This window comes from Streptomyces sp. NBC_01465, assembly GCF_036227325.1.
In the GTDB taxonomy this organism is placed as follows: Bacteria; Actinomycetota; Actinomycetes; order Streptomycetales; family Streptomycetaceae; genus Streptomyces.
Window position 1 is genome coordinate 1,993,398 of the sequence record NZ_CP109467.1, and the last position, 18,786, is coordinate 2,012,183.

The 18,786-nt window shown below is 71.0% G+C and carries 17 protein-coding genes; 12 read left to right on the top strand and 5 right to left on the bottom strand.

The genetic code is table 11. From position 1 onward, the window contains the following. Positions 1-36: 36 nt before the first annotated feature. Positions 37-399 carry an arsenate reductase family protein gene (locus OG707_RS09155; protein ID WP_329116278.1) on the top strand — a complete coding sequence of 121 codons (363 nt, stop codon included), beginning with the start codon at positions 37-39 and terminating at the stop codon, positions 397-399. On the opposite strand, the gene OG707_RS09160 is transcribed toward OG707_RS09155, so the two are convergent. Continuing rightward, positions 394-1,242 (bottom strand): alpha/beta fold hydrolase, encoded by an 849-nt coding sequence (locus OG707_RS09160; RefSeq protein WP_329116280.1) that lies wholly within the window; start codon positions 1,240-1,242, stop codon positions 394-396. The genes OG707_RS09155 and OG707_RS09160 overlap by 6 nt on opposite strands. Positions 1,243-1,297: 55 nt before the next feature. On the opposite strand from OG707_RS09160, the gene OG707_RS09165 reads away from it, so the two are divergent. Next, positions 1,298-1,747 carry a MarR family transcriptional regulator gene (locus OG707_RS09165; RefSeq protein WP_329116283.1) on the top strand — a complete coding sequence of 150 codons (450 nt, stop codon included), beginning with the start codon at positions 1,298-1,300 and terminating at the stop codon, positions 1,745-1,747. Positions 1,748-1,772: 25 nt separating this feature from the next. Here the strand turns inward: OG707_RS09165 and OG707_RS09170 are convergent, their stop codons facing one another. Beyond that, positions 1,773-2,246: a carboxymuconolactone decarboxylase family protein gene (locus tag OG707_RS09170; RefSeq protein ID WP_329116284.1), complete on the bottom strand. Its 474-nt coding sequence runs from the start codon at positions 2,244-2,246 to the stop codon at positions 1,773-1,775. Between the two features lie 43 nt (positions 2,247-2,289). Continuing rightward, positions 2,290-3,189: a Gfo/Idh/MocA family protein gene (locus OG707_RS09175; RefSeq protein ID WP_329116286.1), complete on the bottom strand. Its 900-nt coding sequence runs from the start codon at positions 3,187-3,189 to the stop codon at positions 2,290-2,292. Between the two features lie 148 nt (positions 3,190-3,337). Here OG707_RS09175 and glnII point away from each other — a divergent pair, with 148 nt between their 5' ends. The 4 genes from glnII (at position 3,338) to OG707_RS09195 (ending at position 7,342) form a co-directional block, all read left to right on the top strand. After that, positions 3,338-4,360, top strand: a complete 1,023-nt coding sequence (glnII, locus tag OG707_RS09180) for a glutamine synthetase (protein WP_329116288.1) — start codon at positions 3,338-3,340, stop codon at positions 4,358-4,360. A 392-nt stretch (positions 4,361-4,752) separates the two neighbouring features. After that, a complete protein-coding gene (locus tag OG707_RS09185) occupies positions 4,753-5,304 on the top strand; it encodes a winged helix-turn-helix domain-containing protein (RefSeq protein WP_329116289.1) in 552 nt (183 codons plus the stop codon). Positions 5,305-5,435: 131 nt separating this feature from the next. Next, positions 5,436-6,710, top strand: a complete 1,275-nt coding sequence (locus OG707_RS09190) for a sensor histidine kinase (RefSeq protein ID WP_329116292.1) — start codon at positions 5,436-5,438, stop codon at positions 6,708-6,710. Beyond that, on the top strand, positions 6,695-7,342 hold the full coding sequence (locus tag OG707_RS09195) for a response regulator transcription factor (RefSeq protein WP_329116294.1): 648 nt from the start codon (positions 6,695-6,697) through the stop codon (positions 7,340-7,342). Before OG707_RS09190 ends, OG707_RS09195 begins: the two co-directional genes overlap by 16 nt. On the opposite strand, the gene OG707_RS09200 is transcribed toward OG707_RS09195, so the two are convergent. Then, the gene (locus OG707_RS09200; protein ID WP_329127685.1) at positions 7,343-8,974 is read right to left on the bottom strand and encodes an alpha-L-fucosidase; all 1,632 of its coding nucleotides are present in this window, start codon (positions 8,972-8,974) and stop codon (positions 7,343-7,345) included. A gap of 314 nt (positions 8,975-9,288) precedes the next feature. Between OG707_RS09200 and OG707_RS09205 the strand changes: the two genes are divergently transcribed. Next, positions 9,289-10,752, top strand: coding sequence for a DUF1996 domain-containing protein (locus tag OG707_RS09205; protein ID WP_329127686.1), 1,464 nt, complete (start codon positions 9,289-9,291; stop codon positions 10,750-10,752). Positions 10,753-10,794: 42 nt separating this feature from the next. Here the strand turns inward: OG707_RS09205 and OG707_RS09210 are convergent, their stop codons facing one another. Next, entirely contained in the window at positions 10,795-11,238 is a 444-nt protein-coding gene (locus tag OG707_RS09210) for a hypothetical protein (RefSeq protein WP_443071296.1), read from the bottom strand. A gap of 138 nt (positions 11,239-11,376) precedes the next feature. Here OG707_RS09210 and OG707_RS09215 point away from each other — a divergent pair, with 138 nt between their 5' ends. From OG707_RS09215 to OG707_RS09235, 5 genes are all read left to right on the top strand, one after another. Continuing rightward, a complete protein-coding gene (locus OG707_RS09215; protein ID WP_329116295.1) occupies positions 11,377-14,451 on the top strand; it encodes an alpha-N-acetylglucosaminidase in 3,075 nt (1,024 codons plus the stop codon). Further along, positions 14,448-15,023: a rhomboid-like protein gene (locus OG707_RS09220; protein ID WP_329116297.1), complete on the top strand. Its 576-nt coding sequence runs from the start codon at positions 14,448-14,450 to the stop codon at positions 15,021-15,023. The genes OG707_RS09215 and OG707_RS09220 overlap by 4 nt, the downstream gene beginning before the upstream one ends. Before the next feature lie 16 nt (positions 15,024-15,039). Then, positions 15,040-15,840 carry a tyrosine-protein phosphatase gene (locus tag OG707_RS09225; protein WP_329116299.1) on the top strand — a complete coding sequence of 267 codons (801 nt, stop codon included), beginning with the start codon at positions 15,040-15,042 and terminating at the stop codon, positions 15,838-15,840. Positions 15,841-15,906: 66 nt separating this feature from the next. Then, positions 15,907-17,832, top strand: coding sequence for a hypothetical protein (locus OG707_RS09230; RefSeq protein ID WP_329116301.1), 1,926 nt, complete (start codon positions 15,907-15,909; stop codon positions 17,830-17,832). A gap of 56 nt (positions 17,833-17,888) precedes the next feature. Further along, positions 17,889-18,785 (top strand): metal-dependent hydrolase, encoded by an 897-nt coding sequence (locus OG707_RS09235; RefSeq protein ID WP_329116303.1) that lies wholly within the window; start codon positions 17,889-17,891, stop codon positions 18,783-18,785. Position 18,786: the final 1 nt, after the last annotated feature.

An 18,786-nucleotide genomic window follows, 5' to 3' on the forward strand; every position in this document is an offset into this window, starting at 1 on the left:
CTGGCCAGACGGGCTTTGGGCAGTAACCTGAGCCTCATGGAGATCTGGCTCAACCCTGCTTGTTCCAAGTGCCGCAGCGCAGTAAATCTGCTGGACGCGGAGGGCGCTTCGTACACCGTCCGCCGCTATCTGGAGGACGTACCGACGGAGGACGAGATCCGGGCCGTCCTCGCCCGGCTCGGCCTCGAACCGTGGGACATCACCCGCACCCAGGAGGCCGAGGCCAAGGAGCTCGGGGTGAAGGAGTGGGCGCGCGACGAGGCGGCGCGCGGGAAGTGGGTCGCGGCGCTGGCGGCGCATCCGAAGCTGATCCAGCGGCCGATCATCACGGCCGACGACGGGACCGCCGTGGTGGGACGGACGGATGAGGCGGTACGGGAGGCGATGGGGCGGTCATGAGCCGGCGAGGAGGAACTCCCGCATCCTGACGCCGAGTTCACGGGGAGCGGAGTGCGGCAGCGAGTGGTGCGAGGCATCCGCGAGGACCGCGGTCTCGACGTGCGGCAGCAGGGACTTCGCGGCGGCCTCGGCCTTGCGGATGTCGTGTGCCCTGCTGCGTCCGGCGAGAAGGAGCAGGGTCGGCGCCTTGAGCGTGCGGAGCTCCGCGGGGGTGGGGCGGGGGCCGGTGACCGGTCGGGCGGAGGGGAAGTCCGGGGCGAGGGCCTGGAGGCGGAGCCAGGCCGGATCGAGGCCGGCGCCTGCGGTCTCCCAGGTGAGGAAGGCGCGGGTGTTCCCGGAGGTGGGCCGCAGGAGCATCGGGAGCGCGCGCAGGAGGTAGCCGGGCCGGAAGCCGGTGAAGCACTGGGTCGGGTCCAGGAGGACGAGCCGGTCGGTGCGGGCGGGTGCGTGGAGGGCGTACCGGAGGGCGATCCAGCCTCCGTACGAATGGCCGCACAGGGAGACGGAGTCGAGGCCGAGACCGTCGAGGAGCGCGTCGAGCCAGGCCATCAGATCGGCCGGCGTCTTGAGGGGGGTGGCGCCCGGGACGGTACGGCCGGGTTCGCCGACGAGGTCGGCGGCGTGCACCCGGTGGGTGCGGCCGAGGGCGGCCGCCGTGGCGAACCAGGCGGTGGAGGTGGCTCCTCCCCCGCCGGGCAGGAGAAGCAGCGGCGGGGCGTCGCGCGGGCCGCAGCTGTTGACCCGGGTGGCGCCGTAGGGAGTGGGGACCGTGGTGGGCGCGGTGTCTTCGGGCCACTGCGCGAGCACCGCGTCGTACGCCTGAAGGAATGGATCGTTCGCCATGAACCCCTCCGTCTATTATCTCGCTGAGCGAGATAATAGACGGAGGGGTGGAGCGATGGTCAACCACGAACCCGAGATGGAGATCGTCCACCTGCTGCGGGCCGTGACGGTCGAATTCGGCGTGCTGCAGGGCGAGTTCGCCGCCGGACACGGGATGCACCCGACGGACGTACGGGCCCTGATCTGCCTGCTCGACGCCGGCCGCGCGGGCACGGACGCGACCGCCGGGTGGCTGGGCGCGCAGCTCGGGCTGAACTCGGCGGGAACCACCTCGGTCATCGACCGGCTGGTACGGCTCGGCCATGTCGTGCGCGTACGCGACGAGCGGGACCGGCGGCGCGTACTGCTCGGCGTCGACGAGCGGGCGCTGGAGCTGGGCTGGGCCTTCTTCGGTCCGCTGATCGACAGGACGGTGGACCTGCTGCAGGGCTTCGACGACACGGAGGTCGCCACGGTCCGGCGCTTTCTGCTCGGGATGCGGGAGGCGACCACGGCGAAACCGTGACCGGGGGCGCCTCCCTCTGCGTCCGTCAGCGCTCGTCCGTGCCGGCGACCTTGCCCGTCGCCAGGGCGAGCCGGTTCCAGGTGTTGATCGTGAAGATCAGGGCCAGCACCTGGGCGAGCTCCTGCTCCTCGAAGTGGGCGGCGGCCTGTGCGTAGACCTCGTCCGGAACGCCGCCGTCCGCGATCAGGGTGACCGCCTCGGTGAGCGCGAGGGCCGCGCGCTCCTTCTCCGTGAAGAAGTGCGGGGCCTCGTGCCACACCTGCGTCATGTGCAGGCGGTCCTCGCTCTCCCCCGCCTTGCGGGCGTCGTTGGTGTGCATGTGCAGGCAGTAGGCGCAATGGTTGAGCTGCGAGGAGCGGATCTGGATCAGCTCCACCAGCGCCGGGTCCAGGCCGTCGCGGGCCGCCGCGTCGAAGCCGATGAGGGCGCGGAACGCCTTGGGGGCGGCCTTGGCGAAGTTGATGCGGGAAGCGGGCTTGACCTGCTGTGTTGTCGTCATGCAGGTAAATCTACGGGGTCAAGTGACCCCGTAGAGGGTGCAATCAGGCGTCGGAATCCATGGTCAATTCTGCCTCCGCGAGGATCTCCGTCAGCCGCAGCCCGAAGCGCACGTCGCACGGATGCGGCTGCCCGGTCCGTACGGAGTCGAGCAGCGCGTCCACCGCCGCCGCGAAGGGCTCGCGCGCCCCGTCCCACTCCGGCAGGGTCACGACCCCGTGCTCGCCGCGCAGCTCCACGCGCATGCCGGCGGCGGCGGGCGGCGCGCTCAGTCCGAGGGTCGCCGTGCTGGACGCGCCGGAGGTGTGGCGCAGGACGAGGTGGACCGTGTCGGCGGGGCCGGCCGCGGCCGTCACGCGGGTGACATCGCCGAGTACGGGGAGCAGTACGGACAGAGCGTGCGGGCCCACGTCCCACAGCCCGCCCTTCTCCTTGCGCCAGGGCGATGCGGCGTACGGGCTGTCCGCGCCCGCCGAGAACAGCGCGCCCAGCCACTGCGCGGAGGCGGTGAACCAGCCGCCCGCGGCGGCCTGTTGGTCGATCCATGCGACCGGGCCCGACGCGAAGCGGATCGTGCAGAAGACGACCGAGGCGACCCCGGCCTTCTCCGCCGCGTCCGCCACCGCCCGCGCCCCGTCGACGGTCGTCGCGACCGGCTTGTCGAGGAGGAGGTGGCATCCGGCGGCCGCGGCCCGTACGGCGAGCGGCGCCTGGATGTCCGGCGGGAGGGCCACGGCGACCGCGTCGCTCGCCGCGAAGAGGGCGTCCACGTCGTCGTACGCGGTGGTGGAGTGCGCGGCGGCGAGCTCGGCGGCCGCCTCGGGGCGCCGGCCCCATACGCCGCTGAAGGTGACAGAGGGGTGGTCGGCGAGGGCGGGGGCGTGGGTGCGGGCGGCCCAGGGGCCCGTGCCGAGGAGTCCGATGCGGAGCGGTGTCGATGTCATGGACACCAGTCTGCGCCCGTGCCCGTACCACCACACGAATCGCAGGAAACCTGAGAAACATGTAGTTCACATACGGGCAACGGTCGGGAAATCACATATTGCGAAGCTTCCCCGCATAGACCTGCTGCACCCGCAAAGGATGGCTTCCGTGACGTTCAAGGCTGAGTACATCTGGATCGACGGCACCGAGCCGACCGCCAAGCTCCGTTCCAAGACGAAGATACTGACCGACACGTCGGCCGAGCTTCCGATCTGGGGCTTCGACGGTTCCAGCACCAACCAGGCCGAGGGCCACGCCTCCGACCGCGTGCTCAAGCCGGTCTTCTCCTGCCCGGACCCGATCCGCGGCGGCGAGAACGTCCTCGTCATGTGCGAGGTCCTGAACATCGACATGACGCCGCACGAGTCCAACACGCGTGCGCTGCTGCGTCCGGTCGCCGAGCAGTTCGCCGGCCAGGAGCCGATCTTCGGCATCGAGCAGGAGTACACCTTCTTCGACGGCGCCCGCCCGCTGGGCTTCCCCGTCGGCGGCTTCCCGGCCGCGCAGGGCGGCTACTACTGCGGTGTCGGCTCGGACGAGATCTTCGGCCGCGAGATCGTCGAGAAGCACCTCGACAACTGCCTCGCGGCAGGCCTCGCCATCTCCGGCATCAACGCCGAAGTCATGCCGGGCCAGTGGGAGTTCCAGGTCGGCCCGGTCTCCCCGCTGGAGGTCTCCGACCACCTGTGGATCGCCCGCTGGCTGCTGTACCGCACCGCCGAGGACTTCAACGTCTCCGCGACTCTCGACCCGAAGCCGGTCAAGGGCGACTGGAACGGCGCGGGCGCGCACACCAACTTCTCCACGAAGGCCATGCGCGAGGGCTACGACGCGATCATCACGGCGTGCGAGTCGCTCGGCGAGGGCTCGAAGCCGATGGACCACGTCAAGCACTACGGCGCGGGCATCGACGACCGCCTGACGGGCCTGCACGAGACGGCCCCGTGGAACGAGTACAGCTACGGCGTCTCCAACCGCGGCGCCTCGGTGCGCATCCCGTGGCAGGTCGAGCAGGACCAGAAGGGCTACATCGAGGACCGCCGCCCGAACGCCAACGTCGACCCGTACGTCGTGACGCGACTGATCGTCGACACGTGCTGCTCGGCGCTGGAGAAGGCCGACCAGGTCTGACCGCCTCCGCGAACCTCCGAGGGCGCCCACTGTCACGGTGGGCGCCCTCGGTGCATTCGAGAGGGGGCGCACGACGGTCCGGTATGCGCCCCCTTCGCTGCCGTCGGCGGCCCGGATCCGTATCAGCCTGTGAGAGCGGGGTGCCTGTGGGGCCAACCCGTCTGCTTCAATAGGCACATGGCCAGTTACCCGAACGACACCGCGACAGGTCGCAGCGACCTCGAGCCGTTCTGGCCCTCCCGTCAGCACCACGACTTCGACCGAGTGTGTTGCCGCGCGACGAACGCGCCGGCCCTCTAAACCCCTCGTCGAACCCTGTCGAAGGCCTTCGGCCCGCGCGCACGACGTACGTCCCCCCAGACGACCTCTCCGCGCGAAAGAGCTGACCTCTCATGGCGAACACCCGTTCCTTCTCTGCCTCCACCGCTCCTCTCCCCGTCCCTCCGGGCCGGCACCGGCTCCGTGCCGTCGACCGGGACGAAGTCGCCCCGCCCGTCGATCCCGCCGCGTTCCTGCCGCCGCTGCCGCCGGGTGCCACCTGGCTGCCCGCGCCGCAGCACACCCTGCCCACGCTCCCGGGGCAGCCGCCGATGATCGGCTATCTCGTCCTCGTACCGGCCGAGGCCGGGCCCGCACCGGCCCAGCCGGAGGAGGCCGCGGGTGATCAGCTCGTACGGATCGACTCCGCCCAGCGCATCGCCGAGGTCGACGGGCAGGTGCTGGATCTGACCTACCTCGAGTTCGAGCTGCTCGCCCATCTCGTCGCCCACCCGCACCGGGTCCACACCCGCGACCAGTTGGTGACCACCGTCTGGGGCTACGGGCACGTCGGTGACGGGCGGACCGTCGACGTCCATGTGGCGCGGCTGCGCCGCAAGCTGGGCGCCGCGCACCGGCACTCGATCCAGACCGTACGCAGGGTGGGATACAAGTACGCTCCGTGATCCCCGCACGCGGCAGGGTGTTCCTAGGTACACCCCGATCCGGGGGCCGAACCCAATGACGTGACTGATCCTTTGCGGCAACCTTGGGGCATGGCCTCAGGTGGGGGCCGCAAAGGACGGGGCGTACACACATGAATGCGACGAGGGCACGTGACGCGATAGTGGCCGCAGGCCAGGGGCTTGCGCTGTCGCTGATCGCGCTGGCCGGGTCGATCGTGCTCTTTGTGCTGTCGGTCGTCTCCATCGCACTGATCCCCATCGGCGTCGGCGTCTTCACCACCCCCGCCCTGCTCGGTCTGGTGCGCAAGCACGCCGGTCAGCGGCGGCTGCTCGCCGCGCAGTGGGCCGGCATGCGGATTCCGGATCCGTACCGGCCCTTCCCGAAGGACATGCGCACCGGCATCACCGGGCAGGTCGAGCGCTGCTCGCTGATGCTCAAGGACGGGGCGACCTGGCGCGACCTGCGGTGGCTGCTCGTCGACATGACGGCGGGCATGATCGTCGCGATCCTCGCGCCCGGACTGCTCGTCGAGGGTGTCTACGGCATCCTGCTCGCCGCCGGGCTGTGGAGGGTCCTGTACGAACCGTCCGACGGCGCCTGGTGGTTCGACTTCATCCCGGTCACCGGCCAGGGCACCGCCAACCTCGCGGCACTTCTCGGCGTGGTGTGGATCGTCCTCGGGCTGTATGTGAACCGCGCCCTGGTCACCGCCCACTTCCGGCTCACCCGGGCCATGATCGTCCCCACCGGCCGGGCCGAACTCGCCGAGCGCATCGACCGGCTCACCGAGACCCGGCACGACGCCGTGGACACCTCCGCCGCCGAACTCCGCCGCATCGAACGGGACTTGCACGACGGGGCGCAGGCCCGGCTCGTCGCCATGGGCATGAATCTGGGGACCATCGAGGCCCTGATCGAGAAGGACCCCGACCAGGCGAAGAAGATGCTGGCCATGGCGCGGGAGTCCTCCGCCGAGGCGCTGACCGAGCTGCGGGATCTCGTACGCGGCATCCATCCGCCCGTGCTCGCCGAGCGCGGTCTGGGCGATGCCGTACGGGCGCTGGCCCTGCGGCTGCCCGTCGCCACCGAGGTCGACGTGGAGATGGACGGCGGACGGGCCGGGGCGCCGGTCGAGTCGGCCGCGTACTTCGCCGTGAGCGAGGTACTGACCAACGCGGTCAAGCACTCGGGCGCCGACCGGATCTGGGTCGACATGCACCACACCGACGGGATGCTGCGGATCTCGGTCACCGACAACGGAAGCGGCGGTGCGCGCATCGGCGGCGGCAGCGGGCTGAGCGGGATCGAACGCCGACTCGGTACATTCGACGGCGTACTGGCCGTCAGCAGCCCCGCGGGCGGTCCGACCATGGTGACCGTGGAGATCCCTTGCGAGTTGTCCTAGCCGAAGATCTCTTCCTGCTGCGCGACGGACTCGTCCGGATGCTCGAGGCGTACGACTTCGAGATCGCGGCGGCGGTGGAGACCGGGCCCGAACTGACCAGGGCCCTGGCCGAGTTGGAGCCGGACGTCGCCGTCGTCGACGTCCGGCTCCCGCCGTCCCACACCGACGAGGGCCTGCAGTGCGCGCTCGCCGCCCGCAAGGCGAAGCCCGGACTGCCGGTGCTCGTCCTCTCCCAGCACGTGGAGCAGCTGTACGCGCGTGAGCTGCTCGCCGACGGGAACGGCGGCGTCGGCTATCTGCTGAAGGACCGGGTCTTCGACGCGGACCAGTTCATCGACGCGGTACGGCGGGTCGCGGCCGGCGGTACGGCCATGGACCCCACCGTCATCCAGCAGCTCCTCTCCCGCCGCGCCGCCGACAAGCCGGTGGGCAGCCTCACCCCGCGCGAGCGCGAGGTGATGGAGCTGATGGCGCAGGGCCGCTCCAACGCCGCCATCGCCGGTCAACTCGTCGTCACCGAGCGGGCGATCGCGAAGCACACCTCCAACATCTTCGCCAAGCTGGGCCTTGAGGTCTCCGACGACGACAACCGCCGGGTGCTCGCCGTACTGGCCTATCTCGACCGGGGCTGATCAGTTGCTGAGGTGCAGGCTCGGGGCGCTGAGGTACGTCTTGGCCCGGGCCTCCACCACTCGTATCCGTACCGCATCGGCCGTGACCGGCGCGGGCAGCGTGAGGATCCGGCGAGCGCCTACCGTCGTGGCGGCCGCGATCTCCGTCCATACGCCGCCGCTCCTGGCCTCCACGGTGAGCCTCTCGACGCGCTGACCGTGCCGGATGTCCTCGCGCAGGACGATCCTGTCGAAGGTGTACGGTCCCGGGCCCTGCCTGCGCAGATCGGTGCCGTAGATCCCCCTGACCGCCGTCCCGAACGCGGTCAGCGAGTCGACGTCGGCGGGGTCGACGCGGCCGTCCTTCGCGGGCGGGACGTTGAGGAGGAGCACGGCGTTGCGGCCGACGCTCTTCTCGTACAGATTCATGAGCTGCGCGGGGGTCTTGGGCTTCTCGGACGGGTGGTGGAACCAGCCGGGGCGGACGGAGACGTCGGCCTCGGCCGGGTACCACTGGAGGTACTTGGTGGTCGACGCGAGGAGCTTTTCGCGCGAGCCGATGTCGGGGTCCGTGGAGTCGTTGGGCAGTCCGCCGGAGAGCACGGTCGAAGGATCGACGACGGAGGGGGTGACGCTCCACTCGGTCTCGCGCGCGATGCCGCTCTCGTTGCCGACCCAGCGGACGCCGGGATTCCCCTGGAAGATCACGGTGTCCGGGGAGAGGGCGTGGACCAGGTCGAACCACTGGGTGACGTGGTACGGCTGGGTGATGCCGGAGCCCGACCAGGGGTTGGCGCCGTCGAGCCAGAGCTCCTCGATCGGGCCGTACTGGGTGAAGAGCTCGTAGAGCTGGTTGAGGTAGTACGTCTCGTAGTCGTCGGCCACCACCGTGAAGGTGGGCAGCTTGCCGCGCCTGATCTGCGCGGCGCGGTCGTCGCCGGGGACGAGCGTGGGGATGGTGCGCTCGACGGCCGGGCTGCCGTTGCCGAAGCGGCCGAGTCCGGCCGGGGTGCGGTCGCCGTCCTCCAGGGCCATCCGCTCGGGGAGGCTGAGGGACTGGCCCGACGCCTGCTTGGCGCGGATCTCCTCGACCCACTGGGCGTGCCAGGCGTGCGGGAGTTCGGCTCCGTCGGACGGGGAGAGGTAGACGCCGAGCTTGAGGCCGGCCTTGCGGGCGGCCTTGGCGTACGCGCCCAGGACGTCGGGGCTGCCGGGGCTCTTGGCGACGGTGTGCGGGGTGTAGCGGCTCGGGAAGAGGACGAAGCCGTCGTGGTGCTTGACGGTGAGCATGGCCTGCTCGGCGCCCATGGCCCGGTAGACGCTCATCCACTGGTCGACGTCGATGACCGGAGGGTTGAAGTTCTGCTCGTCCTCGGTGCCCGAGCCCCACTCCCGGCCGGTGAAGGTGTTCATACCGAAGTGGGTGAAGGCGGTCACCTCGCGCTGCTGCCAGGCGAGTTGGCCGGGGGTCGGCACGATGTTCGCGGCCTTCTCGATGATCCGCGCCGGACTGTCGCAGCTCTCGACCGGCATCTGCGAGGCGGGCTTCACCGGCTTGTCACAGGGGGCACTGGCGCTTCCGGGTCGTCCGGCGGCTGCGACGGCACGTCCTGGTACGAGCGCGGCCGCGGCGGCGACGGCGGGGGTCAACATGACGAGCCTGCGGGTGGGTTGAGCCACGGTCCCTCCAACTCCCGACCCTCATTGGTCGGATCTCTTCGGTTCGGCCTCGTGCATGGTGCCCCATGGAGGGGCCCAGGGGAAGAAGGCGTGCGACAGACATCCCACCTATGGCCCGCTCACGGCCTCTCGGGCCGCCAACTCCCCGCCGATTCACCCCCTTTGCGGATGGAGATTCCCACGAATTTCCCCGCATGCTGAACGGACCGCATTCCCCGTCCGTATGGAACGTCGCGCTTCATCCCCCGCCGGGACCCCCAAACCCGGATACGAAGCTGAGGAGTTCCATGGGACGCACATCGCGAAAACGATCGACGCTGGCGAACCGGGCGATTGTCGCCTCGGCCGCACTCATCCTGGGCGGAGGCGGGCTGGCCGGGCTCAATGTGTACGCTTCCGCCGGAGAGGCGTCTTCGGATCGGCCCGATTCCGGTCAGAGCCAGAACACCTGGCAGCAGATGTCGACCATCGACTGCCCTGATGTGGGCAATCAGTTGCCCGACATCCCCGATGATTCTCGTCAGGAAGTGGACACCCAGCTGGCTGCGATCGACAGCCAGATCACCGAGGCGTACAAACGGTTCGCGGATTCAAGAGACCAGATCTCCCAGGATCCGGAACTGGCGCAGACTTCCATTCTCGGACCGCTGAAGGACGAGCGTCTGGACAGTATCGACCGGATCGCCAACGCCATCGGCCAGAACGCCGAACGGCCCGAGGGCCTGGACAGCCTCGCCCCCTGCACCCTGCGCGCCGACGACAACCAGTCCGCACCCCCCTCGCCGTCCGCCAGCGCCACCGCGACCGGGGCCGGACCCGCGTCGCCGTCACCCTCCAGCACCGACAATGGGCAGGTCAGCCAGGGCAACGGCCCCGAGGCCGCCGACTTCGTCAGCATCAGGTCCGTACGGCCCAACGTCAGCAATCCCCGCCGCGCCCGCTCCGGATCGGCCGGCCGCTTCACCACCAACTGCGGCCGCAATCAGAACGGAAAGTTCAATCCGGACAATGTCATCGTCGCTCCCGGTGTGAGCAATGGCGCACACCATATGCACGATTACGTCGGGAATCAGGCCACGGACGCTTTCGCGAGTGATCAGAAACTGGCGGACGGGCAGACGAGTTGCCGGAATCAGGGCGACAAGTCCACCTATTACTGGCCCGTACTTCGACTCCAGAACGGTCAGAACGAGAAGGATGTGAACACACCGGGCGGCGGCCAGGACAAGAACACCGGGATCATTCAGACCCCCGCCCAGGTCACCCTGAATTGGGTGGGAAGTCCCGTCGCCAAGGTCGTCGCCATGCCGCGTTTCCTGCGGATCATCACCGGTGACGCGAAGGCCTTCACCAATGGTGACGCCAACGCCAATGCGTCCTGGTCCTGCACCGGTTTCGAGAACCGCCAGCTCAAGGACAAGTACCCGATCTGTCCCCGGGGCAGCAAGGTGGTCCGTACGTTCAAGTTCCAGAGCTGCTGGGACGGCCAGAACACCGACAGTGCAAATCACCGCACCCATGTGGCCTTTGCCGATCGCAACGGCGCCTGCCAGAACGACTTCAAGGCCATCCCCCAGCTGGTGCAGCGCATCGTGTACGCGGTCCCGCCAGGCCCCGGCTTCGCCGTGGACTCCTTCCCCGAGCAGCTCCACAAGCCCGTCACCGATCACGGCGACTTCATCAACGTCTTCAGCGACCAGCTGATGAAGAAGGTGGTCGGCTGCATCAACGGCGGCCGCAGCTGCACCTGACCGACCCCTGACCCATCCCGACCCACCCCCGAACCTGCGCGGTCAGCTCGTGCGGTGACCGGAATGACCGGGCTCGCTCCCCCCACTGCCACTACTCCCCGAGTGGTGCTGCGAGCCCTCTTCCACCGTCCCGCCGAGCCGGCCGCGCAGCGCTGTGACGACCTTGCCCTCGCCCACGGCGACCCACTTGCGGCCGACCAGATACGTGCCGCCGTAGTCCTTGGCCCCGTTGATCCACTCCCGCTGGCCGCGGTCGGTCGCGAACGTCGCCAGGACGTAACGCCCGTCCTGTGTCGTGCAGTTGGCCTGCTTCAGCTCGGCCGCGTCCGTGGCGATCTCCGGGGTGCACTCGGCCTGCGCGGCCAGCTGTTCCAGGGTGCCGGTCGCGGTCTTCGGGGTCCGGTGGTCCTCGGAGCAGCCGGCCATCAGCCCCAGGCTGAGGCTCAGGGCCACCACTGCCACCGCCGCTTGCGCTTGGGTACGCATCCGCCCATCGTGCCGCCTGCCGCCCCTTCCGCGCGGGCGAACCCATCACCTCGTACGCACCATTGCCCCTCCCCCTCCTCGTCATTAACGTGCGCTGCGCACGCACCTGTTGTCGCACCAGCAACACGAGGAGCGCCCATGCCGGAGCCGTCCAGCCTGTCCAGACGTACGCTGCTGAGCACCGCCGGGGCGATCGGAGCCGGCGCCGCGCTGGGCGTCCATTCCCCCGCCGCAGCCGCGGAATCCGCCCCCGACCTCGGCCCGGCCCGCGCCGCCCTCCAGCGCCTGCTCCCCCGTCACGCCGACCAGTTCCGTCTGACGCCCCTGACCGGCGGCGCCGACCGCTTCCGGGTCTCCGGTTCGCACGGCCGTATCGAGGTCGCCGCGACCGGTCCTGCCACCGCCCTGACCGGCGTCAACTGGTACCTGAAGTACACCTGTCACGCCCACATCTCCTGGAACTCCGCCCAGCTCGACCTCCCCTCCCGGCTGCCCGCGCCCCGCCGCCCCGTCGAGCGGTCGGCGACCGTGCCGCACCGGTTCGCGTTCAACGACACCCATGACGGCTACACCGCGCCGTACGCCGACTGGGCGCACTGGGAGCACACGATCGACGTGCTCGCCCTCCACGGCTGCAACGAAGTCCTCGTCACGGCGGGCCAAGAGGCCGTCTACCACCGCCTGTTGACGGACTTCGGCTACTCCGACACCGAGGCCCGCACCTGGCTCCCCGCCCCCTCGCACCAGCCGTGGTGGCTGCTGCAGAACATGAGCGCGTACGGCGGCCCGCTCTCCCCCGCCCTGATCGACCGCCGCGCCGACCTCGGCCTCCGTATCGCCGACCGGCTGCGCGAACTCGGCATGCACCCGGTGTTCCCCGGCTACTTCGGGACCGTCCCCGACGGCTTCGTCGCCCGCAACCCCGGCGCCCGCGTCGTCCCCCAGGGCACCTGGAACGGGCTGCGCCGCCCCGACTGGCTCGACCCGCGCACCCCCGTATTCGCCGAGATCGCCGCCTCCTTCTACCGTCACCAGGCCGAACTCTTCGGCGAGGCAGGCCACTTCAAGATGGACCTGCTCCACGAGGGCGGCACGGCCGGGGACGTTCCCGTACCCGATGCCGCCCGTGCCGTGGAGACCTCCCTGCAGACCGCGCGCCCCGGAGCGATCTGGGTGATCCTCGGCTGGCAGGCCAATCCGCGCCCCGAGCTGCTCTCCGCCATCGACACGCAGCGCATCCTGATCGTCGACGGCCTCTCCGACATCGACACGGTCACCGACCGCGAGGCCGACTGGGGCGGCGCGCCGTACGCCTTCGGGACCATCCCCAACTTCGGCGGCCGCACCACGATCGGCGCCAACTCCGACCGCTGGACGGAGCGGTTCACCGCCTGGCGCGACAAGCCGGGCAGCGCCTGCGTGGGCACGGCGTACATGCCGGAGGCCGCCGAGCGCGACCCCGCCGCCTTCGAGCTGTTCAGCGAGCTGGCCTGGCGCGAGGAGAAGGCCGACCGGTCCGACTGGTTCCGCCAGTACCCGACGCTGCGTTACGGCGGCGACGACCATGCCGCGCAGGCCGCGTTCACGGCGCTCGCCACCTCCGCGTACCGGCTGACCTCCGCCGACGGGCGCCCGGTCGACTCGCTCTTCTCGCGCCGCCCGAGCATCGGCTCCTCGGTCAACTACGCTTTCGACCCTGCCCAGTTCGACGTAGCCTTCGCCGCTCTCCTCGGCGTCCGGGGCTCCCTGCGCGACTCGGACGCGTACCGCTACGACCTCACCGACCTCGCCCGCCAGGCCATCGCCAACCGCTCCCGCACCCTCATGGGCCCTCTGCGTGCGGCCTACGCGACGAAGGACCTCGCCAACTTCCGCCCCCTCGCAGCCCTCTGGCTGAAGCTGATGCGCCTCGCCGACGACATGTCCGGCTGTCACCGCGACTTCCTCCTCGGCCCGTGGCTGGAGGACGCGAAGCGCCTCGCGACGAGCCCCGAGGAGGCCGTTCAGCTGGAGTGGACGGCCCGCACCCTCATCACCACCTGGGCGGACCGCACCGCCGCCGACAACCTCAGCAACTACGCGAACCGCGACTGGAACGGGCTGCTGCGCGACGTCCATCTCCCGCAGTGGCAGGCGTACTTGGACGAGCTGGAGGCGGCGCTCGCGGAGGGCCGGGCGGCCAAGTCCTTCGACTGGTACCCGGACGAGGAGGCCTGGACGCGGAAGACGGACCCCTATCCGGTACGGGCCACGGGCGACCCGTACCGCACCGCCCAGCGCGTCCACGACACCCTCGCCGCCGCCCCCTACCAGGGCACCACCGCCGTCACCGCCGACCCCGTCGTCTTCACCCCCGGCTCTTCGGGCACGGTCACCGCCGCCTTCCGCAACCTCAACGGGCTGCGCGGGACGGGCCGCGTCGACCTCACGCTCACCGGTCTCGACGCGACCCCACAGGGCTCCATCTCCCTCAGGAGCGTCGGCCCCGGCGCCACCGGCACGGTGTCCTGGCAGGTCAAGGCCCCGTCCGACCCGCTCACGACCCCGCTGCACCCGATGCCGTACAGCCTGCGCACCGAGTTCGGGCCGCGCGGCGAGGAGCGCGTGGCGGTCACCCAGCAGAGCGCGGTGTATCTGGCGAAGCCGCTGGAGGCCGGCTGGACGACGTACACGAGCAACCAGGCCGTCTTCGGTCAGCTCGGCGACCGGCTCGCGGTCAACGGGAGCGGGCAGGACCTGTGGAAGGGGACGTCGCAGTTCGGGACGGCGTTCAGGGAGGGGGCGATGAAGGACGGCGTGAGCGTCGTCGTGCGCGTCGACTCCCAGGAGAACACGGGGAGTTGGGCCAGGTGCGGGCTCATGGTCCGCAACGCCCTCGCGACGGCGGGCTCCCCCGCCTTCCTCAACCTCGCGGTCACACCGAGCCAGGGCGTCGTCATGTCGTACGACACGAACGGCGACGGCACGCTCGACACGTACCAGCGCATCACTGGGATCAAGGCCCCGGTGCTGCTGCGGCTGACGCGCGCGGCCGGTGCGTACACCGGTGAGTGCTCGACGGACTCCGGCGCGACCTGGCGAAAGGTCGCGACGGTGACCATGCCGCGCACGGCGGCCGTGCAGGACGCGGGGATCTTCATGAGCGCGTGCAACGGCGGCAGCGGGGTGCGCGGCACGGTGGAATTCAGCGGATGGGCGATCATGGGTGGGTGATCGCACTCACCCCTGCCTACGTAGGGGGCGTGCAGCTCGGTGCGTACGCCGCTCACCGCCTGCTGCGCGCCCCGGCGCGCGACCGCCTCCTGCACGCCTGCTCGACCAACGCGGAGAACCTGGACGCGGGCCGCTGGGACACCCTGGCCACCAGCGCGCTGATGGTCGAGGAGCCGATGGAGCTGCCGTACGCGCTGCTGCTCCTGGCCGTTCTCGGGTACGCGGAGTACGCGTACGGCGCCTGGTGGACGGCGGCCGTCTTCGCGCTCGGGCACGTGGGCGCGACGCTGCTGGTGTACGGGGGCCTGCGGGCGGTGCGGGCCCCGGCCGGCACCCGTTCGGCGCTGGACGTCGGCGTCAGTTACGGCTTCAACGCGGTGCTCGGCGCGCTGACCGGGGCGCTCCCGGCCGGTCCGGTGCGGAGCCTTGCGCGCGGCGCCCTCCTGGCGGCCGCCGCCCGGCCGCTGCTCGGGCGGGGCCGCACCTTCACGGACGCCGGGCACTTCGCGGCGCTGGCGCTGGGAGTGGGGGTCTCGCTCCTGGACTACCGTTCGACCGGAAGACCTCAGTAACCACAGGAGCACCGCCATGAACGCGATCCCCGCCACCACCGTCGCCAACCTCCGCGATCTGGGCGGCCTCCCGCTCTCCGGCGGCCGGACCGTACGCCCGGGACTCGTCCTGCGCTCGGGCCAGCTGGACCGCCTGGACACGGCCGACGACCCCGCCGTCGCGGCACTCGACCTCGCCACGGTCGTCGACTTCCGTACGGACGCGGAGCGCGCCGACCGTCCGGACCGGGTCCCCGCAGGCGCCCGTCTGATCGTCGCGGACGTGCTCTCGGACACGATGCGCGAGCACGGCAAGCTGCCGGCCGCGCAGCTCAAGCACATCCTGGCCGACCCGGCGGTCGCCGAGCGCGAGCTGGGCGGCGGCAAGGCACAGGCGATCTTCGCGGACACGTACCGCGCCCTGGTCTCGTCCGACTCGGCCAGGACCGGGTACGGCACGCTGCTGACGGAACTGGCCGCCGAGGACGCGGGCCCGCTGCTCTTCCACTGCACGGCGGGCAAGGACCGCACGGGCTGGGCGGCGACGGTGATTCTGGGGCTGCTCGGAGCGGACGAAGAGACGATCCTGACGGAGTACATGGCGGTCAACCCCGCGGTCCGCCAGGCGTTCGCCCCGTTCATCGAGGGCTTCGTGGCGCAGGGCGGGGAGCCGGAGATCGCGCTGGCGATCATCGGCGTGGTGCCGGAGTACCTCCAGGCCGCGTACGAGGAGGTCGACGCGCGCTACGGCTCGCTGGAGAAGTACGTGACCGAGGGCCTGGGCGTCCCGGAAGAGGCGGTGGAGCGCATCCGCACGCGGCTCACCGCGGGTGTCTGACGAGGGCCTTTCAACTGCCCGGTGGCGGCGGGGTGACCATCGCACGATTCGCTCGTTCAGCTGAACGTGCCCACGAAGCAAGCTGTCCCCGCCGCCCCCTCGCCCGTCGACGTCGAGCAGGCCGAGGCCGCGCTCGTCGAGCACTATCCGCGTCTCGTCCGGCTCGCCTATCTCGTCCTGCCGCCGTCGCTCGGCCGTAATCGCCGTGTCCTCACCGCGCACTCGCTCGCCCAGCGTTCGCTGCCGCGCAAGCGCGGGGCCGGGACCGAGGCGATTCCGGCGCCGCGGCGCGCCGACGGGGCCGATCCCGGTTATGCCTTTGTACGCGGGCAGGTGCTCAAGGCCGCCCTCGACGCGGGCATTCCGCTCGTCCGCAAGGCCTGGCCCAAGCGCGCCCAGCTGCCCCCGCTCCTCCCCCAGGTGTGGGGCCTGCGGCTTTTCCCGCGTTCGGGCGGCGCCGACGAACTCGCCCTGGATCAGCGGCTGTCCACACTCTCCGGGCCTGCCCGCGCCGCATACGTGCTGCGCGGGCTGGAGAAGCTCGGTGACGCCGAGGTGCGGCGCGTCCTTGCCGAGGCGGGCGTCGCGGACGGCGACACGCACTCCGCGCTGGCCATGGCGGACGGGGTGCTGCCGCAGTACGAGCTCCTCAACTCCCCCGAGTTCGACCCCTGTTCGTTGCAGGCCCGCCCCACCGACCTGATGCGCCGCCGCCAGCACGGCAGGGCCGCGCTCGTGGCGGGCGCCGCGGTGCTCGTCTGCGGGGCGCTGCTGACGCTGCCGGGCGGCGGCTGGGGGCCCGACGGGGCCGCGGCACCTCCGTACGCGCAGAACCCGGCCGCCCAACAGGCCATGAATCCACAGAAATTGACGCGCATCGCGCCCACCGCGTGGAAGACCTCTTCCCGTACGGACTTCTCCGTCTGGCCCACCCGCGGCGACCGCGCCACCGACGCGGGGCTGCTGCGGCGCGCGCTCGCGGTCTGGGCGCGCCCCGGCAGCTCGGTCCAGGTGTCGGCGACGCCGGGCACGGCCTCGGGGCCCGCGATGGGACCGCCCCAGCTGCTCTTCGCGGGCACGGTCGACCAGGCGGCCGTCGTCCTCCTCTACGACGGCCTGCGCGTCGTCCGGTACGCGGAGGCCGACAACGGCGACTCCGCCGGCGCCGCGCTCGACTTCGCCCGCGTCGACGGCGCGGACGCGGCGTCCGCCAACGCCCTGGTCGTGGGCCGCACCGACGGCAACGTCCGCTATCTCACGGCCCCTTGGGTCGAGGAGGCGGCCGTACGCGACCTGCTCGACCCGACCGGCGGCACGCACCCCCTGCGCCGCACGAAGGACGGCGTGACGGACCCCGTCCCGAGCCCCGCGCAGGCCGGCAGCTGCACCTCCTGGGAGGCCCTGGAGCTCCGCGACGAGGTCTCCGACCGGCTGATGACGGACCTCGGCGAGCTCACCCCGGCACGCCTGACCTCCGGATCGCCCAAGGCGCCGCACGACGTCAACGGCCCGGCGGATCTGGCGGGTTGGGCCCGCACCGCCTGCCTGCTGCCCGGGGTGCGTTCGCACGGCGTCCGCTCCGTGAACTCCTGGAACTACGCCCACCAGCAGCTCCCCGAGGACAACGGCAGCGCGGACTGGGTCTGCACCCGGGCCGAGACCTGGCGGGGCACCGGGAGCCGGGCACTCGCCCAGTTCCAGCCGCCCTCGGAGAAGGCGGGCGCACCCGGCGCGATCGCGGCCCGCTCCGAGGGCACGCCCGCCTGCGGGGCGCGCAGCCCGCGGGTGCTGGCCGGGGTGCTGTGGAAGTCGCGGGGCGGGCAGTGGTACGTCCTGGCGGCGGGCAGCACGCAGTTCGCCTCGCTGGCCACGACGGGCGGGGTGGAGGGCGCCGACTCGGGCCGCTATCTCGCCGTACGGGCCAAGCAGGGGGCACAGGCCGAGCTGCACGGCAGGCTGACGGACGGGACGCGAGTGGGTGCGCTCCGGTGAAAAAATCGGCTTCCGGGGGGTGCCCCTCACCCCGTACCCATCAGTACATTGACGCCATGTCTAATACGCGGACCGACCATCAGCCGGACGTGGTGGCGTCGGAGCACACCCCGCTGAAGCCCCGGAACGTCTCCTTCTCCTGGGATGCGACGCCCCTGCACTGGGTGCCGGGCGACCCCTTCACGACGCACACCATCAACGTGCTGCACCTGCTGCTGCCCGCGGGCGAGCGCTGGTTCGTGCACGTCTACAAGCAGGTCCTCCCGCTGATCACGGACGACAAGTTGCGCGAGGACGTGATGGGGTTCATAGGCCAGGAGGCGATGCACTCCCAGGCCCACGACGACGTGCTCCCGCACCTCAAGGCGCAGGGTCTCGACCCGACGCCGTACACCGCCCAGGTCGACTGGTTCTTCGAGAAGCTGCTCGGCGACCGGACGCTGCCGCCGGGCAAGGCACGGGAGTGGTGGCTCCTTGAGCGCGTCGCGATCATCGCCGCGATCGAGCACTACACGGCGTTCCTCGGCGACTGGGTGCTGAACGCCGACGCCCTCGACCGGCGCGGTGCGGACCCCACCATGCTCGACCTGCTGCGCTGGCACGGCGCCGAGGAGGTCGAGCACCGCTCGGTCGCCTTCGACCTCTTCCTGCACGTGGACGGCGGCTACCGGCGCCGCGCCCGCACCTGGGCGACGGCCTTCACCGCGCTGGTCTTCCTCTGGCAGCGCGGCACCCGCTTCTTCATGGAGAACGACCCGACGCTCGACGGCGGCAAGGCCACGTTCACGGCGCTGCGGCACCGGGGCCGCATCGGCATGCTGCCCTCGACGGGCGCGATGGTGCGCTCCATCCCCCGCTATCTGAGCCGGAGTTACCACCCCTCGCAGGAGGCCAGCACCGCCCAGGCCGTGGCATATCTCGCCTCGTCGCCCGCCGCGAAGGGATCCCACTGAG

Coding starts and splice junctions, on each gene's coding strand:
- OG707_RS09185 (WP_329116289.1), top strand. CDS start 4,753: ATGGCGAACACCCGTTCCTTCTCTGCCTCCACCGCTCCTCTCCCCGTC.
- OG707_RS09165 (WP_329116283.1), top strand. CDS start 1,298: ATGGTCAACCACGAACCCGAGATGGAGATCGTCCACCTGCTGCGGGCC.
- OG707_RS09205 (WP_329127686.1), top strand. CDS start 9,289: ATGGGACGCACATCGCGAAAACGATCGACGCTGGCGAACCGGGCGATT.
- OG707_RS09160 (WP_329116280.1), bottom strand. CDS start 1,242: ATGGCGAACGATCCATTCCTTCAGGCGTACGACGCGGTGCTCGCGCAG.
- OG707_RS09155 (WP_329116278.1), top strand. CDS start 37: ATGGAGATCTGGCTCAACCCTGCTTGTTCCAAGTGCCGCAGCGCAGTA.
- OG707_RS09215 (WP_329116295.1), top strand. CDS start 11,377: ATGCCGGAGCCGTCCAGCCTGTCCAGACGTACGCTGCTGAGCACCGCC.
- OG707_RS09190 (WP_329116292.1), top strand. CDS start 5,436: ATGAATGCGACGAGGGCACGTGACGCGATAGTGGCCGCAGGCCAGGGG.
- OG707_RS09225 (WP_329116299.1), top strand. CDS start 15,040: ATGAACGCGATCCCCGCCACCACCGTCGCCAACCTCCGCGATCTGGGC.
- OG707_RS09210 (WP_443071296.1), bottom strand. CDS start 11,238: ATGCGTACCCAAGCGCAAGCGGCGGTGGCAGTGGTGGCCCTGAGCCTC.
- OG707_RS09170 (WP_329116284.1), bottom strand. CDS start 2,246: ATGACGACAACACAGCAGGTCAAGCCCGCTTCCCGCATCAACTTCGCC.
- OG707_RS09200 (WP_329127685.1), bottom strand. CDS start 8,974: ATGTTGACCCCCGCCGTCGCCGCCGCGGCCGCGCTCGTACCAGGACGT.
- OG707_RS09235 (WP_329116303.1), top strand. CDS start 17,889: ATGTCTAATACGCGGACCGACCATCAGCCGGACGTGGTGGCGTCGGAG.
- OG707_RS09175 (WP_329116286.1), bottom strand. CDS start 3,189: ATGACATCGACACCGCTCCGCATCGGACTCCTCGGCACGGGCCCCTGG.